General features: G+C 45.8%; 20 protein-coding genes. 17 read left to right on the forward strand and 3 right to left on the reverse strand.

What is annotated here, in order from left to right:
* Positions 1-4: 4 nt before the first annotated feature.
* Both BACSA_RS08565 and BACSA_RS08570 read left to right on the forward strand, forming a co-directional pair.
* Complete coding sequence (locus tag BACSA_RS08565; protein ID WP_013617715.1) at positions 5-1,807, forward strand: ABC transporter ATP-binding protein; 1,803 nt, start codon at positions 5-7, stop codon at positions 1,805-1,807.
* Positions 1,808-1,822: 15 nt separating this feature from the next.
* Positions 1,823-3,574, forward strand: a complete 1,752-nt coding sequence (locus tag BACSA_RS08570) for an ABC transporter ATP-binding protein (protein WP_013617716.1) — start codon at positions 1,823-1,825, stop codon at positions 3,572-3,574.
* A gap of 148 nt (positions 3,575-3,722) precedes the next feature.
* Here the strand turns inward: BACSA_RS08570 and BACSA_RS08575 are convergent, their stop codons facing one another.
* A complete protein-coding gene (locus BACSA_RS08575; protein WP_013617717.1) occupies positions 3,723-4,550 on the reverse strand; it encodes a hypothetical protein in 828 nt (275 codons plus the stop codon).
* 230 nt (positions 4,551-4,780) lie between these two features.
* Here BACSA_RS08575 and BACSA_RS08580 point away from each other — a divergent pair, with 230 nt between their 5' ends.
* Positions 4,781-6,079, forward strand: a complete 1,299-nt coding sequence (locus BACSA_RS08580) for an L-cysteine desulfidase family protein (RefSeq protein ID WP_041584321.1) — start codon at positions 4,781-4,783, stop codon at positions 6,077-6,079.
* Positions 6,080-6,196: 117 nt separating this feature from the next.
* On the forward strand, positions 6,197-6,835 hold the full coding sequence (locus BACSA_RS08585) for an AlbA family DNA-binding domain-containing protein (protein WP_013617719.1): 639 nt from the start codon (positions 6,197-6,199) through the stop codon (positions 6,833-6,835).
* A gap of 359 nt (positions 6,836-7,194) precedes the next feature.
* Here BACSA_RS08585 and BACSA_RS08590 read toward each other — a convergent pair whose 3' ends face one another.
* Positions 7,195-7,890, reverse strand: a complete 696-nt coding sequence (locus BACSA_RS08590) for an LrgB family protein (RefSeq protein WP_013617720.1) — start codon at positions 7,888-7,890, stop codon at positions 7,195-7,197.
* Complete coding sequence (locus BACSA_RS08595) at positions 7,871-8,221, reverse strand: CidA/LrgA family protein (RefSeq protein ID WP_013617721.1); 351 nt, start codon at positions 8,219-8,221, stop codon at positions 7,871-7,873. The genes BACSA_RS08590 and BACSA_RS08595 overlap by 20 nt, the downstream gene beginning before the upstream one ends.
* Before the next feature lie 240 nt (positions 8,222-8,461).
* On the opposite strand from BACSA_RS08595, the gene pta reads away from it, so the two are divergent.
* The 13 genes from pta to BACSA_RS08655 all read left to right on the forward strand — a co-directional run bounded on the left by pta (position 8,462) and on the right by BACSA_RS08655 (position 21,763).
* A complete protein-coding gene (gene pta, locus BACSA_RS08600) occupies positions 8,462-9,472 on the forward strand; it encodes a phosphate acetyltransferase (protein WP_013617722.1) in 1,011 nt (336 codons plus the stop codon).
* A 137-nt stretch (positions 9,473-9,609) separates the two neighbouring features.
* The gene (locus BACSA_RS08605; protein ID WP_013617723.1) at positions 9,610-10,818 is read left to right on the forward strand and encodes an acetate kinase; all 1,209 of its coding nucleotides are present in this window, start codon (positions 9,610-9,612) and stop codon (positions 10,816-10,818) included.
* A 199-nt stretch (positions 10,819-11,017) separates the two neighbouring features.
* Complete coding sequence (locus BACSA_RS08610) at positions 11,018-12,058, forward strand: sugar kinase (protein WP_013617724.1); 1,041 nt, start codon at positions 11,018-11,020, stop codon at positions 12,056-12,058.
* 977 nt (positions 12,059-13,035) lie between these two features.
* Complete coding sequence (locus BACSA_RS08615; protein ID WP_013617725.1) at positions 13,036-14,595, forward strand: transcription termination/antitermination NusG family protein; 1,560 nt, start codon at positions 13,036-13,038, stop codon at positions 14,593-14,595.
* Positions 14,596-14,824: 229 nt separating this feature from the next.
* On the forward strand, positions 14,825-16,396 hold the full coding sequence (locus BACSA_RS08620; RefSeq protein WP_013617726.1) for an ATP-binding protein: 1,572 nt from the start codon (positions 14,825-14,827) through the stop codon (positions 16,394-16,396).
* Between the two features lie 158 nt (positions 16,397-16,554).
* Positions 16,555-16,965, forward strand: coding sequence for a hypothetical protein (locus BACSA_RS08625; protein WP_041583950.1), 411 nt, complete (start codon positions 16,555-16,557; stop codon positions 16,963-16,965).
* Between the two features lie 237 nt (positions 16,966-17,202).
* A complete protein-coding gene (locus tag BACSA_RS19870; protein ID WP_144005205.1) occupies positions 17,203-17,364 on the forward strand; it encodes a PIN domain-containing protein in 162 nt (53 codons plus the stop codon).
* Positions 17,365-17,563: 199 nt separating this feature from the next.
* A complete protein-coding gene (locus BACSA_RS08635) occupies positions 17,564-17,839 on the forward strand; it encodes a hypothetical protein (RefSeq protein WP_041583951.1) in 276 nt (91 codons plus the stop codon).
* 185 nt (positions 17,840-18,024) lie between these two features.
* Complete coding sequence (locus BACSA_RS08640) at positions 18,025-18,240, forward strand: hypothetical protein (RefSeq protein WP_013617728.1); 216 nt, start codon at positions 18,025-18,027, stop codon at positions 18,238-18,240.
* A 3-nt stretch (positions 18,241-18,243) separates the two neighbouring features.
* Positions 18,244-18,651, forward strand: a complete 408-nt coding sequence (locus BACSA_RS08645) for a putative toxin-antitoxin system toxin component, PIN family (protein ID WP_013617729.1) — start codon at positions 18,244-18,246, stop codon at positions 18,649-18,651.
* 147 nt (positions 18,652-18,798) lie between these two features.
* Complete coding sequence (locus BACSA_RS20180; protein WP_169311449.1) at positions 18,799-18,969, forward strand: hypothetical protein; 171 nt, start codon at positions 18,799-18,801, stop codon at positions 18,967-18,969.
* Between the two features lie 542 nt (positions 18,970-19,511).
* A complete protein-coding gene (locus tag BACSA_RS08650; protein WP_245546594.1) occupies positions 19,512-20,321 on the forward strand; it encodes a glycosyltransferase in 810 nt (269 codons plus the stop codon).
* Positions 20,321-21,763 (forward strand): lipopolysaccharide biosynthesis protein, encoded by a 1,443-nt coding sequence (locus BACSA_RS08655; RefSeq protein ID WP_013617731.1) that lies wholly within the window; start codon positions 20,321-20,323, stop codon positions 21,761-21,763. The genes BACSA_RS08650 and BACSA_RS08655 overlap by 1 nt, the downstream gene beginning before the upstream one ends.
* The last annotated feature ends 257 nt before the right edge of the window (positions 21,764-22,020 follow it).

Here is a 22,020-nt window from a genome sequence, read left to right on the forward strand (position 1 = left end):
TACAATGAATCAAACAAAAAAGAAAGAAGGTCTGTCCCGGCTGTTCGAGATAGCGGGACAGAAGAAAGGACTGCTCGTCATGGCAGGCGTGTTGTCTGCCGGCAGCGCAATGTGTATGCTCGTGCCCTATTGGGCGGTTTATGAAGTTTTGAAAGAATTGCTGACGCATGGAGGAAATCCCGCCGCTTCGGACGGGGCCGTCATGATACGTTGGGGATGGATAGCGTTTGGGGGACTTGTCGGCGGACTGGTATTGCTGTATGCCGCCTTGATGTCTTCCCACATTGCGGCGTTCCGCATACTCTATGGATTGCGTGTCCGCCTGTCCGAACACATCGGCAGGCTTCCGTTAGGGTATCTGAACAACACGTCCACCGGAGCCATCAAGAAAACGATGGACCAGAACATCGAAAAGATAGAGGGGTTCATCGCCCATACCATCCCGGACTTGGTGAACGTGGTAGCCACGGTGGCGGTGATGCTTGCCATCTTCTTTTCGCTGGATGCGTGGCTGACGGCCGTATGCCTGGCGGTCGTAGTGGTCAGTCTGTTTCTTCAATTCTCCAATTTCATGGGCAAAAGGGCAAGGGAGTTTATGGGCATCTACTACGATGCGCAGGAAAAGATGAGCGCGTCTGCCGTGCAGTATGTGCGGGGGATGCCCGTGGTCAAGATATTCGGGCAGAGTGTCCGTTCGTTCCGTCAGTTCAATGCCGAAATCCAAGCATATAAGACCTTTGCCTTGAAGTGCTGCGATACTTATCAGAACGGAATGATTGCCTTTACGGTTCTGCTCAATTCGATGGTGACGTTCATTCTCCCTATGGGCATCCTGCTGATGCAGGCCAGTCCGCAATCCATGTCGCTGGCGGTGGTATGGCTGTTTTTCATCATCATGGGTCCGGGTATGGCTTCTCCCGTCTATAAACTGACATTCCTGGGAGGCAACACGCGCGACATCGATGAGGGTGTAAAACGCATCGACCGCATCTTGGGAAAAAAGCCTGTACCGGAAGCGGAACACCCGCAGGTGCCTACATCCTACGATGTGGAGTTCCGCCATGTATCATTCTCCTACGAAAACACGGAACAGGGAACGCGGACGGAAGCCTTGCGCGATGTCAGCTTCACGGCACCGCAAGGAGAGATAACGGCGCTTGTGGGCCCGTCGGGGAGCGGCAAGTCTACGATAGCCAATCTGATTCCCCGCTTTTGGGATGTGGAACAGGGAGAAATACGCATAGGCGGCGTGGACATCCGCCAGATAGCCACGGAGAAGCTGATGGACATGGTGTCTTTCGTATTCCAGGACACGTTCCTGTTTTATGACACGCTCTATGAGAACATTGCCGTCGGCTCTCCCACAGCCACGCAGGAAAAAGTGATAGCCGCAGCCAAGGCTGCCCAATGCCATGACTTCATCGAACGGTTGCCGCAGGGATACGACACGCGGATAGGCGACAAAGGTGTGTATCTCTCCGGAGGCGAAGCGCAACGGATATGTGTGGCACGTGCTATCCTAAAGAATGCCCCGATACTGGTGCTGGACGAAGCCACGGCATTTGCCGACCCGGAAAACGAGTATAAGATGCAGATGGCTTTGCAATCTTTGATAAAAGACAAGACAGTCATCGTAATAGCGCACCGCCTCTCTTCCATCATCTCGGCACATCAGATTGTCGTCATGAAAGAGGGACGGATCGCACAGTGCGGAAAACATGAAGTCTTGTCCGTCACAGAAGGTATATATAAAAAGATGTGGGATGCCTATACGAGTGCTTACCACTGGACGTTGAACAAAAATTGAAAAGGAGAACAAGATATGAACGCAATCAAAAACATAACAATCGGACATACCGAACGGCTTTACAAGCCGGTCGGATACACCATGCTTGCCAACTTGGTCAATATCGTACCGTTCTGCCTCTCTATTGAAGCGGTACGCATCATCTTCAGTGCTTTTGACGGAAGCGGACTGCCGCTTGACACCACCCGCCTGTGGTATATATTCGCCATTATGGTTGTTTATATGCTGGTCATGGCTTTGGCGGAACGGGCATCCTATCGTGCCAATTTCCGGGGAGCCTACGAAATGAGCGCCTCGGGACGCTTGTCGCTGGCGGAACATCTGCGGAAACTTTCGCTGGGCTTCCTGTCCAGACGTGACCCCGGCGATTTGTCTTCCATGCTTATTACGGACTTCATGATGGCGGAAACCGGCATCTCGCACCACTTGCCCCAGCTGATGGGTGCCGTGGTCATGCCTATATTGGCTTTTGCTTCGCTGGTCTGGATAGACTGGAGGATGGCAGTCAGCATGTTTGCCGCGCTTCCGCTTGCTATGCTTGTATTGTGGACCAGCACAGGCGTACAAAAGAAACTGAGCGGCAAGCAGATTCAAGCCAAAATAGATGCCGGAAACCGGTTGGAAGAATACCTGCAAGGCATCCGGGTGATGAAAGCCTACAACCTGCTGGGCGACCGTTTCGTCCGGTTACGTGATGCCTTTGCCCAGCTTCGCCGTGCCTGCATCCGGCAGGAAGCCTTGTTGGGTCCGTTCGTTTTGCTAAGTATCACAGTGGTTCGTGCCGGACTGACGATGATGGTTCTGTGCGGAACTTATCTCCTGTTAGGGGGCAAGCTTTCCATACTCGTATTCGTACTGTTCCTCGTGGTCGGTTCCCGTGTGTTCGACCCGCTGACTTCCGCCCTGACCAATTTCACCGAGTTCCGTTATTTCTCCATTGCCGGAGGACGCATCCTTTCACTGATGAACGAACCGGAAATGAAAGGGGAACGGCAATCTCCGGTGGCTGGCGACATCCGCTTTGAACATGTATCGTTCGCTTATCAGGACAAGGAAGTGTTGCATGATATAACCGTTACCCTTCCTAAAAATTCATTGACGGCTCTTGTCGGTCCTTCGGGAAGCGGGAAAAGTACAGTAATGAAACTTTGTGCCCGTTTCTACGACCCACAGAAAGGGCGTATCTTCTTCAACGATGTTCCGATGGATGAAACAGATCCCGAAAGCCTGATGAGCCACATATCCATGGTATTTCAGGATGTTTATCTGTTCCAGGACACCCTGCGCAACAACATCCGTTTCGGCAAAACCGACGCGACGGAGGAGGAAATCATCGCCGCAGCCAAGAAAGCCTGTTGCCACGACTTCATTATGCGCTTGCCTCAAGGCTATGACACGATGGTAGGCGAAGGAGGCTGCACCCTGTCGGGCGGTGAGAAGCAGCGCATATCCATAGCCCGTGCCATTCTGAAAGACGCGCCAATCATTCTGCTGGATGAAGCGACCGCCTCCCTCGATCCCGAAAACGAAGTGGAAGTGCAGAAAGCCATCGACACGCTCATCAAAGGACGTACCGTGATAGCCATTGCCCACCGACTTAAAACCATTCAGAACGCCGACCGGATCATTGTTCTGGACAACGGGCAGATACAGGAAGAAGGTACGCACAATGAACTTATCCGAAAGAAAGGGATGTATGCACACTTATGGAACATTCAGGAAAATATATCGGGCTGGAAACTCGCCGGTCGGGCAGATAACCCTTAATTATACTATGCGCAAATCCATAACCATGCATTGAATAAAAGCCTGTTGTTATTATCTTCTTCTCTCAACGCAGATAGCTTCGTTTAGTGTAAGATTATTAATCTTACAGAGGATGAACTTATATGATTTGCAATGCCGGAGAACGTATTCAGTCTAATACGTTCTCCGGCATTGCCATTGTGCTCAATATGCCCGTTATCACGTAGTCCGTATCCGGCACGGTCAGCAGCAACGTGTAGCGCGCCGGAGGAAGGCTTTTGGCCTGGGCATCGGCGATGAGCGCTTCCCAATCCACGTCTAAATATGTTTCAATGATTGTCAGGCTGGCAGAGGAGGTGGCGTCCGCCCCTTGCATTTCGATTCGGAAGTCGTGCCCCGAAACGCTTTCCGCAAAACTCCCATCGGCACTGGAAGGATAAGACAAACGCAGGTAAGGGGCTGTTCCTTCTTCTGTCTGCTTCACAAGAAATTCATACGTGCCCGTTGCCGTAGGCATGTTATCCGGATGGTCCTCCGAGTAGAAATAGCAGTCGCGGGCTTCATTGTTTACCAGATAGAGCGTCATGTCTTGATGCAGTGCTGGGTGGTTGCTCGCGATGATTTCGTATGCGATATAGCAATCCGTCACCTTCACTTCCACCGTCTCTTTGTCGCCCGTCACGTTGTCGGTCAGGGTAAGTGCGGTGGTTCCTTTCCGCTTCCCCACGAGATGTACGGCTCCTTTCACTTCATCGGCACCAAGAATTTCCTCATAGGTGGCTTGCAGTACGTTTTCATCTGCTATTGTCAGGCTGACATCGCCGCTGCCGTTCGTGATGTAGATTTGGGTTTCGCCCCGTGCCAGTCTTGTTTCATAATAGGTCTTTCCCAAGTCGAACGGGGTAACGGATCCGCTTCCGTTGTTGTCTTCATCGCTGCATCCCGCCAGGCTGCATACGGACAAGAGCAACGCTCCCAATAAGCATCTTGTTTTCATATCTTTGTCAATCAGAAATGGTTTTTGTGCGAAGATAGCAAAATTCGGGGAAAATGCAATGAATTGTATAAATTTACCGTCCTTTTGTCACGCCGGATTGCAAATCCGCATGGCATGCGTTGTTTTTCACGCGAAAAGATTTTCCTCTCCGGCCTGCACATTCTCTGCAAAAAAATGTACTTTTGCAACACGAATCAAAAACAAGACAAACAGACAAACAAATGGAGAGCATCATCAGCAAACCCGAAAGAGAGCAAATCATCGCTCTGATGAAAAGAGAAGTGGTTCCTGCCATCGGCTGTACCGAGCCTATTGCAGTAGCACTCTGCACAGCAAAAGCTACTGAGGCTTTGGGCTGTACACCCGAACATATCAACGTCTATCTGAGTGCAAACATCCTAAAAAACGCGATGGGCGTAGGCATACCGGGTACGGGAATGATAGGTCTGCCCATCGCCATTGCATTGGGCGCACTCATCGGCAAGTCGGAATACGGACTGGAAGTCTTAAAAGACTGCACACCCGAAGCTGTAGAAAAAGGAAAGGAAATGATAGCACGTCCCCAGTGCATCAACATCGCCTTAAAAGACGACATCGAGGAAAAACTATACATTGAAGTGACCTGTACAAACGGGAACAATGTAGCGACCGCCATCATCAGCGGCGGACATACCAACTTTGTCTACTTATGCCGTAATGGAGAAGTGCAGCTGGACAAACGTACCGGCACCACCTCGGCCGAAGACGAAGAAACGGTCGACCTCACTTTACGCAAGGTGTTTGATTTCGCCACCACTGCCCCCATCGATGAAATACGCTTCATCCTCGAAGCAAAACGGCTGAACAAGGCTGCTGCCGAACAAGCCTTCAAGGGCTGTTACGGTCACGGATTAGGCCGTATGCTGCGCGACAACAAGAATGAAGAAAAGATTATGGGGAACAATACCTTCACTCACATCCTCTCGTACACCTCCGCCGCATGCGACGCCCGTATGGCAGGTGCAATGATACCCGTAATGAGTAATTCAGGAAGCGGAAACCAAGGCATATCTGCCACCCTTCCCGTAGTCATCTTTGCCGAAGACACCCACGCCACCGAAGAACAGCTCATTCGTGCGCTGACGCTAAGCCACCTCACCGCTATTTACATCAAACAGAGCCTGGGCAAGCTTTCGGCGCTCTGCGGATGTGTAGTGGCAGCTACCGGAAGCAGCTGCGGCATCACCTACCTGATGGGAGGCAGCTACGCACAGGTGATGTACGCCGTGCAGAATATGATTGCCACCCTCACCGGAATGATATGCGACGGGGCAAAGCCCAGCTGTGCCCTGAAAGTAACCAGCGGCGTATCTACTGCCGTGATGTCTGCCATTATGGCTATGGACCAGAAGTGCGTCACTGCCGTAGAGGGCATCATCGAAGAGAACGTGAACCGGAGCATCCGCAACCTGACCCTCATCGGCTCGAAAGGCATGAACGAGACCGACAAGATGGTGCTCGACATCATGACCCACAAACATTGTGATTAATCAGGTACTAGGAACTAGTTGACCAGGTACTAGGTTTTCAGATACCAAACATGCTCAAAGGTATTTAAAACCTAGTCAACTAGTACCTGGTCAACTAGTCAACTAGTCAACTAAAAAATGACACATCCGGCAGACTACATACAGCGGCTTATCAGCGAAGGCGAACACGTGCATCAAGACTTCAAGTTCGAAATCTCCGACGCACGCAAGATAGCCAAAAGCATCTCCGCCTTTGCCAATACCGAAGGAGGACGCCTGCTGGTAGGAGTAAAAGACAACGGAAAGATAGCCGGCGTTCGCTCCGAAGAAGAAATCTACATGATAGAAGCTGCAGCCCAACGTTATTGCCAGCCGCCCGTCGACCTGCATACCTATATATATAAGGTAGAAGGAAAAGATGTGCTGGAAGTGGTAATCGATGAAAGCCCGCGAAAACCCGTCTACGCCCTCGATGCCGAAGAACGGCGGTGGGCATACGTCCGCATCAAGGACGAAAACATTCTGGCAAGCCCTATCCACCTGAACATCTGGCAGCACAACCGGCACGAGGAAAAGGTCATCATCGCCTACACCCAACGCGAACAACAAGTACTGAACCTGCTGGCACAACATCCTTGCCTCACCCTCAACCAATGCCAACGCCTCACCCGGATGAACCGCAAGCTAATCACCAACCTCCTTGCCGACTTTATCCGCTTCGGACTGGTAGAGCAGGTGTTCACCGGACACGCGTTTTATTTCCGGCTGAAAGATTAGAGTTTATAGTAAAACAAAATTGGTTTGCGAAAAATGGAATGGAACACAGAGACACAAAGACACAGAGCTTTATTCTTTGAGAGAACAGAGTTCACAGAGTAAAAACCTGGCTCTATGGTCTTTACCTTCTCTATATATTTATTTCTCCGTGCCTCTGTGTTCAATAGAAAGGATTAACGGATTTTTCGCAATCCTTTTCTGATTGATTATAATTTTGCGAATTGTTTTCGAAGATATTTTTCTGATTTTAGGAGAAGGACAGCGGGCTATCTGACGAATAAAATCAGGAAAACAGACCGGAAAACAAACGCAAAAGGACCTGATAGAGTATTACTTTATTGGAAAATTTAAACAGACTCTTAGTAAAGCCCCAACAGATGCAAAATCGTAGGAGCAAGCAAAGCAGTCAGGATTCCATTCAAAGTCAGTCCCAAACTGGCGTATGCGCCGTATTTCCCGCTTACTTCCATCGCACGCGACGTACCGACAGCATGCGAAGCCGTCCCCATCGACAAGCCTTGTGCGATGGGGCTTCCTACATGCCCCACCTGCAACACCTTGAATCCGCAAATGGCGCCAAATAGTCCAACCACAATCACCACAGCTGCCGTCAACGAAGGAATGCCTCCTACAGAATCCGAGACCTCCATCGCAATCGGAGTCGTAACCGATTTCGGGGCAAGCGACATTATCACTTCGGGAGTTGCACCCATCAGTTTCGCGATAATGGTTACCGCAACCAGCCCTACTATACATCCTGCCAACTGGGAAATAAGAATCGGCAACAGCTGCTTCCGTATCATTTTCAATTGCAGATAAAGAGGGACTCCCAATGCCACCACGGCAGGCTTCAACCAAAACTCGACCAAAGAGCCTGCCTCGGAGTACGTTTCATACGAAATGTCCGTACACCGCAAAAAACAAATCAACAAGGCAATGGCAAGCAAAATGGGATTCAGGACAAGCCATCCCGTTTTCTTCTGAATCACTTTCGACAAGAAATAAAAACCGAAAGTTATGGCAAGCAAAAAGAATTTATTTGTGAAAAAATCCATGTTTCCTGACAATTTGATGAACCCAACCTGTAACCACTAACACTAAAACCGTACTGACCAGCGTAGCTACGACTATCGGCCAGAACTGAGCCTTGATAACATCGAAGTAAAGCATTAACGCAACCCCCGAAGGCACAAAAAAGAATCCTAAGTTAGCAACCAGAAAATTGGTTAACCCTTGTACCCATTCTAACTTAATCCACCCCAATTGCAAAAACAAAGTAAGCAAAAGCATTCCGATGATGCTTGAAGGAAGGTGAATCCCTGTCAGGTAAACCACCAGTTCACCCAACGCAAGGCATCCAAACAAAATTGAACACTGACGAACCATATCCTAAAAACTTTTACGTATTGAAAACGGGTGCAAAGGTACACATTTTGACGTAATCTTGCCGCAAAACAGACTTTTTTCTTATTCCTGCTGTCAAACATATAAAAAATCCTTACTTTATCCGAAAAAAAACGTCTCTTTGCAAACTTGATATTGCAAAAAAACGTATTTTTGCAGTGCGGTATACAAATTGTTATCGCACACAATGAAGAACAATCACAATTTTAATAAAATAAAGCCATGGATTTAATTAGTCAAATCGTTGAACGCGCTAAAGCAAACAAACAGCGCATCGTGCTTCCGGAAGGAACAGAAGAACGTACTTTGAAAGCTGCCAATCAAATATTGACAGATGGTGTAGCCGACCTGATTCTGTTGGGCAACCCTGACGAAATTATGGGACTTGCCAAAGAATGGGGATTGGGAAACATCCACAAAGCAACCATCATCAACCCGGAAACCAGTCCGAAAAAAGAAGAATACGCTCAACTATTGTGCGAACTTCGCAAGAAAAAAGGCATGACTATCGAAGAAGCCCGCAAACTGGTCGTTGACCCCTTGTACTACGGATGCCTGATGATTAAGTCGGGTGATGCCGACGGCCAACTGGCAGGCGCACGCAACACGACAGGCAACGTATTGCGTCCGGCTTTGCAGATTATCAAGACTGCTCCGGGCATCACTTGCGTATCAGGTGCCATGCTGCTTTTGACACACGCTCCCGAATGTGGAGAAAACGGTGTCATCGTAATGGGCGACGTAGCTGTTACTCCGGTTCCGGATGCCGACCAATTGGCTCAGATTGCTGTCTGCACTGCCCGTACAGCGAAAGCCGTTGCAGGAATCGAACCGCGTGTAGCCATGTTGAGTTTCTCTACCAAAGGCTCTGCAAAACATGAAGTGGTAGACAAGGTAGTAGAAGCATTAGGTAAAGCCAAAGCTATGGATCCGACATTGAAGATTGACGGAGAAATGCAAGCCGATGCCGCCTTGGTTCCGAGAATCGGACAAAGCAAAGCACCGGGTTCGGAAATCGCAGGCCACGCCAACGTATTGGTTGTTCCATGCCTGGAAGTAGGCAACATCTCTTATAAATTGGTAGAACGTCTGGGACATGCTACCGCCGTAGGCCCTATCCTCCAAGGCATCGCCCGTCCGGTCAACGACTTGTCGCGCGGATGTTGCATCGATGATGTATACAAGATGATTGCCATTACCGCTAACCAGGCTATTGCAGCTAAAGCGGAATAAGCCAAATCATATTCCATTCACCACAGAGGATACAGAGGTACACAGCGTTTTTAATTTTATTTTCCTCCGCGGTACTCTGTGTCCTCTGTGGTGGAAAAACATTACGCTTTTAAAATCAATAAAAACAAAACCTATATATGAAAGTATTAGTACTCAATTGCGGAAGTTCATCCATCAAATATAAATTGTTTGAGATGACCACCAAACAAATCCTCGCACAAGGAGGCATCGAGAAAATCGGCTTGCCCGGCTCATTCCTGAAAATGACATTGCCAGGCGGAGAAAAGAAAATCATCGAAAAAGACGTACCGGAACATACTACGGGCGTACAATTCATCTTCGACACATTGACCAACCCCGAATACGGAGCTGTGAAAGACTTGCACGAAATCAAAGCCGTAGGTCATCGCGTGCTGCATGGAGGAACAAAATTCAGCGGTTCTGTACTGATTGACGATGCTGTGATTGCAGCCGTAGAAGAATGCTGCGACTTAGGCCCGCTTCACAATCCGGCAAACCTGAAAGGTATCTATGCCGTACAGAAACTGTTGCCCGAAGTGCCTCAGGTAGCCGTATTCGATACTGCATTCCATCAGACCATGCCCGATTATGCTTATCTGTATGCAATCCCTTACCGCTACTTTGAGAAATACGGCATACGCCGGTATGGATTCCACGGAACCTCTCACCGCTATGTTTCAAAACGTGTATGCGATTTCTTAGGCATTCCGCAAGAAGGCACACGTGTCATCACCTGCCACGTAGGAAACGGCGGCTCCATTGCAGCTGTAAAAGACGGCAAATGCGTAGATACAAGCATGGGACTGACTCCGCTGGAAGGTTTGATGATGGGTACCCGCAGCGGTGACATCGACGGAGGAGCCATTACGTACATCATGAAGAAAGAAGGACTGACACCCGATGAGATGTCGAACTTGCTGAACAAGAAGAGCGGCGTATTGGGCATGTTCGAAAAGTCAAGCGACATGCGTGAACTGGAAGCAGCCGTAAAGAACGGAGAAGAACGCGCCATCCTGACCGAAAAGATGTACTTCTACCGCATTACCAAATACATCGGCGCATACGCCGCTGCCATGAATGGCGTAGACATCATCCTGTTCACAGGCGGCGTAGGCGAAAACCAGTCGAGCGCACGTGCCGCTGTTTGCAAGAATCTGGAATACTTAGGCGTAAAGCTCGACGAAGAAATGAATAACAAGATTCATGGAGAAGAAGCCGTTATCTCTACCCCCGACTCGAAAGTGAAAGTGGTAGTCATCCCAACCGATGAAGAAATGATGATTGCTACAGACACCATGAACATCCTGAACGAACGCAATAAGTAAAGAATCATTAAACAGACAGATAAAGGGACATCCTCGTAAGCCTTTTTTTATTATCTTTGTTACGGCAATAAAAAAGGCTTGCAAGGATGTCCTTTTCAGTTGCAGGGTATCAGCCAGCCAATCGTTAGATACTCCTGCTATTCAGGACCTTGCTAACCCGTTGCTTATCCCCGAAGCCTAAGAACTTAAAAACTGAAATATGAAAAAAAAAATTGTAACATTCGGTGAGATTATGCTGAGACTCACCACTCCCGACAATCTCCGCATACAACAAAGCCGGGACTTTTTGGTAAACTATGGAGGAAGTGAAGCCAATGTAGCGATTTCGATTGCTAACTTTGGCGGAGAAGTGGAATTCATTACCCGCCTTCCCGACAATGCATTAGGCGACACCTGTCTGGTAGAATTGCGTTCGCACAATATCGGGACAAAACATGTATTGACCGGAGGAAAAAGGTTAGGAACCTATTACATGGAAAAAGCCGCTGCCATGCGTAACTCTAAAGTAATTTACGACCGCGAGAATTCAGCTTTTTCCGAACTAAAACCCGGAATGATAGATTGGCGTGACGCTTTCAAAGATGCCGGCATTTTCCATTGGTCGGGCATCGATGCCGCATTGACTCCCGGACTTGCCGATGTTTGTAAAGAAGCCATCGATATCGCCAAGGAAATGGGACTGACCGTTTCTTACGACATCAATTACCGCAAGAACCTTTGGAACTATGGCAAGAGCGCACAGGAAGTATTGCGCCCCCTTATGACTTCAAGCGACATCATGTTCGGAAGCGAAGGAGAATACGCCCTGCTGATGGGACTGAAAGCACCCGGATTTAAAGCTACCCGCAACGGAGAAGCTTACGATACCGCAGCCTACGAGGCGTTCTGTAAAGAAATCAGCCGGCAAGTACCCGATTGCAAATACATTTACATCGCGTTAAGAAACGTCATCAGTTCGGCACACCACACCTTCGCCGGAGTACTTTACTCACACGGAACGATGAAACATACCCGCGTATTTGACATTGATGAAGTAATCGATTGCGTTGGCGTAGGAGATGCCTTCTGCGGCGCCATGCTGTATGCCCAACATGCCTTCGAAGACGAACAGAAACGCGTAGACTTTTCTACCGCCGCATCGGTATTGAAGAACACCATTGCCGGAGACTATAATATGGTAAAAGTAGCGGAAGTAGAAGGATTACTCGCCAAGCAGGAAAGCGGAGAAGTAGCCAGATAAACGATACGAAAGAATAGCCCATTAAAACATAACCGCCCGCGCAAGCAAACACAAGCAGACGTGTTTGCTTACGCGGGCGGTCGACTTTCCGGACAAGTACAGGGACGTTAACCCAGCATTCCCGTTGCCGAAAACGTATCAAAACAGAATGTGGCTATCGAAAAAGGAATGTCTTGAAAATAAGGGATAATGACCGCAAGGAGAAAAAACAAAATGTTTACCGACTATCCCCGTTTGTAATATGAAACGACGATTGTATACTAACATATTGAAAATGAATCTGTGACAAGAAACTGTTTCTAAAATTAGCCAAACAAAAGCCGCCTTCGCTTGACTAATAATGTTATTATAGAAAAAAATATCTTATGTAAGTCCCTCTGTATTAAATCTTTTTATTAATTTTGCAACGCAATTGCCGCTTCATATTACAAAATGATTACAAAACGGCAGTTCTAAAATACAACATATTGGATACTAGACATTTGTGACATGGAAGCATTCAACATAGAACACACCCTGTTTCATACTTCTCGTCACATAACAACGGTAGACCATTGCTGCTGAGTTACGTCCGGAATGCTGCCGTTATGCCTGAAAGAAGGCGTTTCAGAACCTTCATGCGGTTGTCATGAAGGGAACATAAGGAATGCTTTTCCGTTGGCAAGGTATCAGTTGACAAGTTAACAATGCCTTTAGAGCCCATAACTACTCAGTACGTTGTCACCGCCTCGTCAACTTGTCACCTCGTCAACTATAGTCAATCAGAAATGAATTGCGAAAAACTATAGCCTGTTTTTTAGTAGAGACGTCACATTGTGGCGTCTCTGAATGCATCCGCAAGACATTCACATACAAAAACATATAGCATCCCTTCGGTTGGGGAGACGCCACAATGTGACGTCTCTACTGCATTCCGTATTTTCGCAAACCAATTTTGTTCTACTATAAAATAGAGTTCTAACTCCTTTATTATATATATGCCCGACAAACTCAACCACGTGGATTACCGCTGGTATATCGTGCGTACACGTCCCCGGCAGGAAAGGAAGCTGGCGGAACTTCTGGAACAGTACAAGGCAAAGTCCGTGAACATCCTCGAAGTCTATGCACCTACCCATACCACCGTCAACATCCGCCACGAAGGAAGCGAGAGGCAGGCACCTCTGTTTGTGGGGACTATATTCGTGCTTGCCACCCAAAAAGCCTTGACGGATTTCATGGAAGAACACTCCCTGAACGGTATCTTGCAATATGAGCGTAAGAACGGGAAAGGAGAAAAGACACGCCTGCGGGTCATCCCCGAAGAACAGATGCGTGCTTTCCGCGACTATAACGAAAACTATGCCGACCGGGTAATCGTACTCGAACGTCCTTACACAGACTATGCCTTCAATGCCAAATCCGATGAGCCTAACGAAATTGTGCGTGTCATCGACGGACCATTGGCAGGGCGAAAAGGCTACATTTGCCGCTTCCGCCGCGATAAAAGGTTAGTGTTCCGGGTATGCGGCATGGAGCCGGGCAGTTACCTTACCGTTTCCTATCCCAATGCATGGGACTTACACGTGGTGCGCCTGCACAACGCCGAAGGAGACCGCTTGTCCGCCGGCACCGAAAAAGGACGTGCCGTCGACCTGCTCACCGGCATCCTGCAAGCCTGCGGATACAGCGGACAAACACTTCCGATGCTTTACGAGATAACAGACCGGCTGAGAGCCAAGCCTTCATTGGTTGCCCTCTGCCAAGACCTTTACAAGAAAGGAGATACAGCCTTAAGCCAGCGCCTGACACAAATGAGCGGCAAGGAGGCGGAACTTATCCTTAACCTCATACGTTACGAGCGCGACAATCCCGGTTACGTGAAAGCCAACTGGAATAAAGCCAGCCTCCGCCCCTTCCTCACCCCTACATCGGGCATAGAAATGGAAGAAGGCAAAGACGAAGCAGAGCTTCCGCACACAGGCTTTACCGAAATTATCCGCAAGGTTGGCATCACGGAAGAGGTCTACTATCCCAGCAAGGAGCAAGAAGAAACGGTTACAACGACCTATTATGCACATATAGGAAAAGCCCCTCTCACCTGTGGGGAAAGAGCTGTAAACGAGAATGGGCATTCGCACCCCTCTCACCTTATGGAGAAAGCCGGAGAGGGGCTGAACTTCATTTTCTTTGCCAACTGGGACACATTTCTCCATGAATATTTCCTGACGGCAGGAAAAGCCCATGAGAAGCTGGTCGGCGGAACGGTACAAGACGAAAAAGAAGACGGAAAAAAAGCAAAACTCATCGAATCGTTCCGCAATTACGCCCCTACCCTATACAGGGTATTAACGGATAGCAGTTCGCCCGTAAAGCCTATCCCGGATTTTACAATCGGCAAAACCACCCTGAATGTAATGGCTATAACCACAACCGACCAGGAAAAAGGAAAAGATGAACTGATTAAGACATGTACCGATATCTGCAAAGAAATAAACAACACCACACACTTAGCGGTCTGGCGCAGGTATTTGCGGACGGTATGGCTGCATGAGTAATAAAAACAAGCTTCCAATGAAGGTATCTTCATAAATCGCCCAAAGCACACACGAAAACGGATACATCAAGCCAAGAAAAACTTTTTGGAGAAATTCAAAACTGTTTCTTACCTTTATTGGAAAATTTAAACAGGCTCTTACACATGCGATAAATTTTCAAGAAATTTTCTCCCCCCTTGAAAAGATTTGCTATCTTTGCTTCAAAGAATCAAAGAACTTAAAAACCCACATGCTATACCCTATAGGAATACAAAGTTTCGCCGACATCCGTGAACGCGGATTCGTTTACGTCGACAAGACGGCAATGGTTTACCAAATGGCGTTGAGAGGGAAATTCTATTTCCTCAGCCGTCCACGCCGGTTCGGAAAGTCCCTGCTGGTCTCTACCATGGAAGCTTACTTCTTGGGCAAGAAGGAACTTTTCAAAGGATTGGCCATCGAGAAGCTGGAAACGGACTGGGTGCAATATCCCATACTTCATCTCGACTTGAACGCCCAGAATTACACCAACGAGAATGCATTGCAAGAGGAATTGGACAAACACCTTATGATATGGGAACAAGCATACGGTCTGACTACCGACAAATCGCTTTCCCCTGAAACCCGTTTCTATAACGTGATACACAATGTCTACAAGCAGACCGGCAAGCAAGTAGTGGTACTGATTGACGAATACGACAAACCTCTGCTTAACACTATCGATAATGAGACGTTGCACAGTGTTTATCGGAATATGCTGAAAGCCTTCTTCTCCGTGCTCAAGTCATTGGATGCCTGCATCCGTTTCGGCTTTATTACGGGCGTGAGCAAGTTCAGCCACGTCAGCATCTTCAGCGACCTGAACAATCTGAAAGACATATCCATGGATCCCCGGTACGTTGACATTTGCGGCATATCCGAACAGGAACTACACGGTTATTTCGATGACTCTATCCGCGAGCTCGCCGATGCCAACGGCATAACTTTCGAGGAAGCTTGCGGACAGTTGCGCAAGCAGTACGACGGCTACCATTTCCGTGAGGACAGCATCGGGGTTTACAATCCATTCAGCCTGCTCAACACGTTCGACAGTCAGGTTTTCAACGATTATTGGTTCGAAACCGGCACACCTACGTTCTTGGTGAAGCTGCTACAGTCCAAAAACTACCGCTTGAAAGACTTGGAGGGCAAAAAGGTGATGTCTGACGTACTCTCTACCACCGATACGGCAACGTCAAACCCTATCCCCGTGCTTTACCAAAGCGGATACCTCACCATCAAGGGATACGACCGCAAGATGCGCATCTATACGCTCGGTTTTCCCAATGAGGAAGTGGAACGCGGCTTCTTCAACTTCCTGCTGCCCTACTACACGCCCATAAGCAACGACGACAAGGCAAGTTTCCTCAGCGACTTTGTCGTGGCAGTAGACGAGGGCAGGCCGGAAGATTTTTTGTTGCTGATACAGACCATGCTGGCTGGGCAAGACTACCGTATAGCAGGTGACGCAGAGAAATATTTCCAAAACACGTTTTACCTGATATTCCAGCTTTTAGGATTCAATGTCGTGGTAGAACAAGCCACCAGCCAAGGACGCATGGACGTGACGATCCAGACCGATGGCTACATTTATATCATCGAGCTGAAGCTTGATAAAACAGCCGAAGAAGCCCTCCGGCAAATCAAGGACAACCAATACGCCCGTCCGTTCCAGGCGGACAAGCGCAAGCTTTACTTGATAGGCGTGAACTTCTCATCGGAAACACGGACGGTAGAGAAGTGGGTGGTTGAAGAATGTTCATGTTGTATTAAAAAACAGTAAGAAGCTGTTTTGTCTCATGAATTGGGGTTGACATTTGCCATCAACCTGATAAAAAAGACCTTGGCTGGAAATAATGATTTCTTTTAAAAACTTGGAGATTCGTGCCGAATTGCTTATTTTTGTCCTACCAGAATCTACAAAACAGGGAGGAACATCTTATGAAAAAATACAAGAAACATGAAGACAAACCCATGGTGGCTAATGAGCCATTGGCCGCTTATGCAAAGGCTTCAACTAATGGTCAGCTTGTTTCGCCTGCTTTGATAGATGAACTTATGGGGCAACCCGATGAAGCGAAATGGTATATCATCAACCGGCTTATAGGAAGCATGAAGCATAAGAAAGGAATTAAAGCGGTTGAAAAGCAATCTTCTGCAGATGAAAGTGAATCTCATGCCGATGCCGCGGAATGGCAAAAGAAGGCTGAAGCCGCGCGAGACTATTATCGGCAGAAATATAATCTGCCGGAGAGCTTGATAAGTCTGATTGGCTGCATCCCTCCACTTACCGATGCAGAGAGAGAAAAGGCAAAAGAAGACTATTTGCTGGAAAAATACGGAATACGATGAAACTGTTTCTTGACACGAATATTGTCGTGGACTATGTGGAAAACCGCAAACCATTTGTCGCTGATGCATTGGCTTATTCCAAATGAGTTATGACGGAATCCACCATCTGTATGTTTCCGACTTGACGTTTGCCAATATTGCTTATATCGCCCGGAAAAGAATGAGCCTCAACCAGCTTTATGAAATTTTTGAAACTTTGTCGCGTTCTTACATGTAACAGGTATTGGAGAACAAGCTGTGCACGAAGCAATCCGTTTGAAGGAAAAGGATTTTGAAGATGCCTTGCAGTATTTCTCAGCCAAACAGGCGTGTGTGGACTGCATCATCACACGCAATAAGAAAGACTTTCATTTTTCGGATATTCCGGTATATACGCCGGAAGAGTTCTTGCTTAGGTAACACTTTTACTCCTATATCATACATCTAAGTAGTATATATGTTCCACACGCTTTATCTCTATAAAAGAAGAGCAAACTCATAATTTTACACTTTCTATTTTAGGCGTATCGCCTGTAATGCCAAGGGGTACGTCAGAATTGGACGCTTACAAACATTACGGCAAGATGATGAGGAAGTCGCTCAGTCAAATGGCGGATGGTTGGGAAAACTTCAGAATTACAGGAAAGACGGCCAGTTCGCTATAGACAATATGCTTGTGAAAAGAGTCATCCAGTCTTTTATAATGCATCTGAAAAACTCATTGTTTTTTAGTAGTGGAGAAGGTGTTGAGACAGCACTGACATTTCTCACCCTGATTGAAACCTGCAAGAATGTAGGTCTTGATACCCGTGACTATATCGCAACCACAATGAAACTGGTAATTGGCGGGAACAGGAATTATGATAACTTATTCCCCATGCCATTGGCTGAATAATGATTATAAACCGTTATTTTTTAGAATCCTAAATAGTTCATTTTGCTGATTTTTAGTGAAGTGAACTCTATTGAGAATTACAGAAGACACGAGAATATTTACACACGAGATAAATTCTCAAGAAATTTTCTCCCCTTTGAAAAGATTTGCTATCTTTGTGGAAGTAACAATAAAAGCGTGATAATATGGAAACGACAGCTTTCAATCCTATACAGATTCATTTACTCCGGATGTTCGAGTATGACAATTCCCCTCAAAGTTTGGAAGAATTGAAGGAGGTATTATATCATTATTATTCCGAACGCATGAATGCCAAGTTGAATGACCTTTGGGATAAAGGCATACTCGACCAAAAGCGGCTGGACGAAATCAACGAAATGGATTTGCATAAGCTGAAATAGGTTATGAGCCGTATAGTTCTTGATACGAATTGCCTCATACAAAGCATCCCTTATAAAAGCCGTTACCATAAAGTGTGGATGTCTTTTGTAAAAGGGGAAAATACGTTTTGTGTATCCAATGAGATTATTGAGGAATATGCGGAAGTCTTACATCGTTTGACTGATTATGAAACGGCAGACTATGTTGTGAAAACAATACTGAACAGCCCGTTTGTAGAACTGATTACACCTTATTTTCATTTTAACCTTATCACAGCCGACCCTGATGATAATAAGTTTGTCGATTGTGCCATATCCGCAAACGCCCGCTATATTGTTACGAATGACCATCACTATGATGTGTTGAAATCGATAAATTTCCCGAACGTGAATGTGATTAATATAAAACAGTTCTGCTTAGAACTTGATTGATATATCGTATGTGTACGAATTTGCACACATTCCACACCGTTTCTGTAAAGACGATGTGCACATCGTCTCCGCTATGATGACATCCACAAAATACGCAAACAAAGGAAGCGCCTGCCGAATTAGAAACTGTTTTGAATTTATCGTGCGATGATTTGGGATGAGTTTTTGAGGCATTTCCGCTTGTGTGATGAGGAAGATAGCGGGCTATCTGACAAAGAACAGAAGCGGAAAGGACCAAAAAATCGCCCAAAGCACACACGAAAACGGAAACATCAAGACAAGAAAAACATTTTGGAGAAATTCAAAACAGTTTCTTAGTTTATAAAAAAGGAACAACCGATTATACAGAGTTTTCAGATCTTGTGTCGCCTGTACACAAATGTTTCTCACTATCAATTACTCTGCGAATCAGGAGTTAAACGTAGTTATGTTTCACAGGAGTTATAACTTCGTTCAGGAGTTAAAGGCCAATAGTCCTGCCTCTGAAAACAGTGCAAAAGGTATTGGCATCCAACTCACAGCCCGTCAAGTGGGCGATAACTCCATCTGACTCCCTTTTAACTCCTGATTGGCATTATTCATTTTTTCGTGGCAACTACAGCAGAAAACAACAAGCGCATAGCCAAGAATACGCTGCTGCTTTACTTCCGGATGATATTGATTATCATAGTCGAGCTTTATACAAGCCGGGTAGTACTCAATATATTGGGAGTAAGCGATTATATTTTTATTAATACACACCAAATGCGCAAATTATGAGATATCCAAGTTTCCTTCGTAAAATCAAACAACGAATTAGCATGATATCAGATAGTAACAGACTGATTCATCAAATCCGGTTCAATCAAAAGAAATACATCTTGGAACAGAATATCCTGCACAGCCAAGAATCGGGTATTACCGATGAAAAATATTGTGCCCATGATATCATTGTATCGCTGACGACTTACAGCAAACGAATTTATGACGTGCATCTGACCATTGAATCCATCATGGAACAGACCATGAAAGCTAATCGGATTATCTTGTGGTTAGATTATAGTTTTGAGAACCTCCCTTTGCCTAAAGCGTTGCAATTATTGCAGAAACGAGGATTGGAGATTGAATATTGTAAGGATATCCGTTCGTATAAGAAACTGATTCCAGCTTTGAAAAAATATCCTGATGATGCCATTATTACAATAGATGACGATGTCCTTTATGAGTTTGATTTATTGGAGAAATTGATAATGGCATATCAAGAAGATCCTTCTTACATTTATTGTAATCGTTATCATCTTATGTTACCTAATGGCAAAGGGAAATTATTACCTTACATGCAGTGGAAATGGACTTATACAAATCAAGATGCTTCTATTTGGAATTTTCCAACAGGTGTTGGAGGCGTTTTATATCCTCCACATTCCTTAGATGAGGAAGTGTTTAATGAAGAGACTTTTTTGGATATATGCAAATATGCCGATGATGTATGGTTTAAGGCAATGGCTATGAAAAAAGGTACACTTTCGAAAAAAGTATATACACACAACCTGAAAGGTGAAGAGTATTTTTTAAACGAAGAAGTGCAAGACATCGGATTAAGCTTAATAAACACACAAGGTGCCATATTGAACGACAAGCAAATAGAGGCTGTCTTCACAAAGTATAATTTATACCAGCTGCTGAAATAATGTCAATCAAACAGGAAATGATAAGCGGTATCTTTTGGACAGCCGTTCAAAAGTATTCCGGCTTGATTGTACAGATTATTGTCACGGCAATATTGGCACGCCTGTTGACTCCGGAAGATTTTGGGGTTGTGGCTGTAGCTACCGTACTGATAGCATTCTTTACCTTATTTACCGATATGGGGATAGGCCCTGCCATTATCCAGAAACAAGATTTGACTAAAGATGACTTAAACTCGATTTTCTCTTTCACCATCTGGGGAGGAATATTGCTTGCGGTTCTTTTCTTTTGGACAGCTTATCCCATTGGTACATTTTACAAAGAGGATTCTCTCGCCCTTATTTGCCAGTTATTGTCTGTCAACCTGCTTTTTGCGGCATGGAACATCGTCCCCAATGCATTAATCAACAAAAACAAGCGGTTTAAGTTTATAGCCGAAAGAACTTTATTGTTACAGGTCATTTGTGGAATCATTTCCGTATTTGCGGCTTATCAAGGATTGGGTTTGTATGCCCTGCTAATCTCTCCTATTCTGACGTCAATCGGAGTCTTTATCTTGAATTACAGGCAATATCCCTTGCAATTCAGTTGGCAGATACGTACGGATGCGTTAAAGAAAATATTTTCGTATTCCAGTTTCCAGTTCCTGTTCAATTTCATCAATTATTTTTCCCGGAACTTGGACAAACTGATTATCGGACGTTTCTTCAGCATGAACGAATTGGGATATTACGAGAAGTCCTACCGCCTGATGATGCTCCCCTTGCAATATGTAACGAATGTGATTACTCCGGTCATGCACCCGATTCTGACCTCTTTGCAGGATGATTATAAAAGCCTGACAGAGAAATACAATAAAATCATCAAGCTGATAGCCACAATCAGCTTCCCATTGGGGGTATTTCTTTATTTTGCGGCAGATGATATTATTTATATCGTTTATGGAGACCGTTGGGGAAAAGCCATTCCTGTATTCCAGATATTGGCTTTATCCTTACCTCTACAAATGATTCTTTCTACAACAGGTGCCATTTATCAGGCGGCAGGAAAGACCAATTGGCTGTTCTATGGTGGATTAAGCAATACGTGTTGCACGGTGATAGGTTTTATCTTTGCTGCTGTATACTTCCGCACTATCGAAAGTATGGCTTGGGCTTGGGATATCACTTTGCTTATCAATGCTGTGATTTCATATTGGATATTGTATAAGGTAGTGTTAAACTCTTCGTTACGTCCTATATTATATGTATGTGTAAATCCCTTCATCTTAGGAATATTCATAGGAATTATATTATGGGCATTGGCGTTTTTTTGCAATATTCAATCACATTTCTTGTCCCTCTTATTAAAATCGGCTTTATCCTTTGTCTGCGCATGTACATTTGTACAATGTACGCATCAGTATAATTTAATCAAGATTTTCTCTTTGAAAAATAGAGCATAACATGACTGTAATTTTAAAAGTCTTTATTGCGGTTTACCTTGTCATATTCCTAATAGTTACCAGGTATTCATGCAAGAACGGAATCATTTTCTTTTGGGCATCATTATTTATAGTTCCATCATTATTGTTGCTAAATACATATATCATATCTTTTATCAATGTCTATCTTTTGCAGATAATAATTATATCCATTTCGTTTGTCCTTCATAAAGAATATAGGAAAGCTCTTTTTTCATTTTTTTATAACAACAAAAAGC

The organism is Phocaeicola salanitronis DSM 18170 (assembly GCF_000190575.1).
Taxonomy (GTDB): domain Bacteria; phylum Bacteroidota; class Bacteroidia; order Bacteroidales; family Bacteroidaceae; genus Phocaeicola; species Phocaeicola salanitronis.

Bases quoted from the DNA above. Each gene is read 5' to 3' on its own strand.
- BACSA_RS08565 (WP_013617715.1), top strand. From the start codon at position 5: ATGAATCAAACAAAAAAGAAAGAAGGTCTGTCCCGGCTGTTCGAGATA.
- BACSA_RS08570 (WP_013617716.1), top strand. From the start codon at position 1,823: ATGAACGCAATCAAAAACATAACAATCGGACATACCGAACGGCTTTAC.
- BACSA_RS08575 (WP_013617717.1), bottom strand. From the start codon at position 4,550: ATGAAAACAAGATGCTTATTGGGAGCGTTGCTCTTGTCCGTATGCAGC.
- BACSA_RS08585 (WP_013617719.1), top strand. From the start codon at position 6,197: ATGACACATCCGGCAGACTACATACAGCGGCTTATCAGCGAAGGCGAA.
- BACSA_RS08590 (WP_013617720.1), bottom strand. From the start codon at position 7,890: ATGGATTTTTTCACAAATAAATTCTTTTTGCTTGCCATAACTTTCGGT.
- BACSA_RS08595 (WP_013617721.1), bottom strand. From the start codon at position 8,221: ATGGTTCGTCAGTGTTCAATTTTGTTTGGATGCCTTGCGTTGGGTGAA.
- pta (WP_013617722.1), top strand. From the start codon at position 8,462: ATGGATTTAATTAGTCAAATCGTTGAACGCGCTAAAGCAAACAAACAG.
- BACSA_RS08605 (WP_013617723.1), top strand. From the start codon at position 9,610: ATGAAAGTATTAGTACTCAATTGCGGAAGTTCATCCATCAAATATAAA.
- BACSA_RS08610 (WP_013617724.1), top strand. From the start codon at position 11,018: ATGAAAAAAAAAATTGTAACATTCGGTGAGATTATGCTGAGACTCACC.
- BACSA_RS08615 (WP_013617725.1), top strand. From the start codon at position 13,036: ATGCCCGACAAACTCAACCACGTGGATTACCGCTGGTATATCGTGCGT.
- BACSA_RS08620 (WP_013617726.1), top strand. From the start codon at position 14,825: ATGCTATACCCTATAGGAATACAAAGTTTCGCCGACATCCGTGAACGC.
- BACSA_RS08625 (WP_041583950.1), top strand. From the start codon at position 16,555: ATGAAAAAATACAAGAAACATGAAGACAAACCCATGGTGGCTAATGAG.
- BACSA_RS08640 (WP_013617728.1), top strand. From the start codon at position 18,025: ATGGAAACGACAGCTTTCAATCCTATACAGATTCATTTACTCCGGATG.
- BACSA_RS08645 (WP_013617729.1), top strand. From the start codon at position 18,244: ATGAGCCGTATAGTTCTTGATACGAATTGCCTCATACAAAGCATCCCT.
- BACSA_RS20180 (WP_169311449.1), top strand. From the start codon at position 18,799: ATGATTTGGGATGAGTTTTTGAGGCATTTCCGCTTGTGTGATGAGGAA.
- BACSA_RS08655 (WP_013617731.1), top strand. From the start codon at position 20,321: ATGTCAATCAAACAGGAAATGATAAGCGGTATCTTTTGGACAGCCGTT.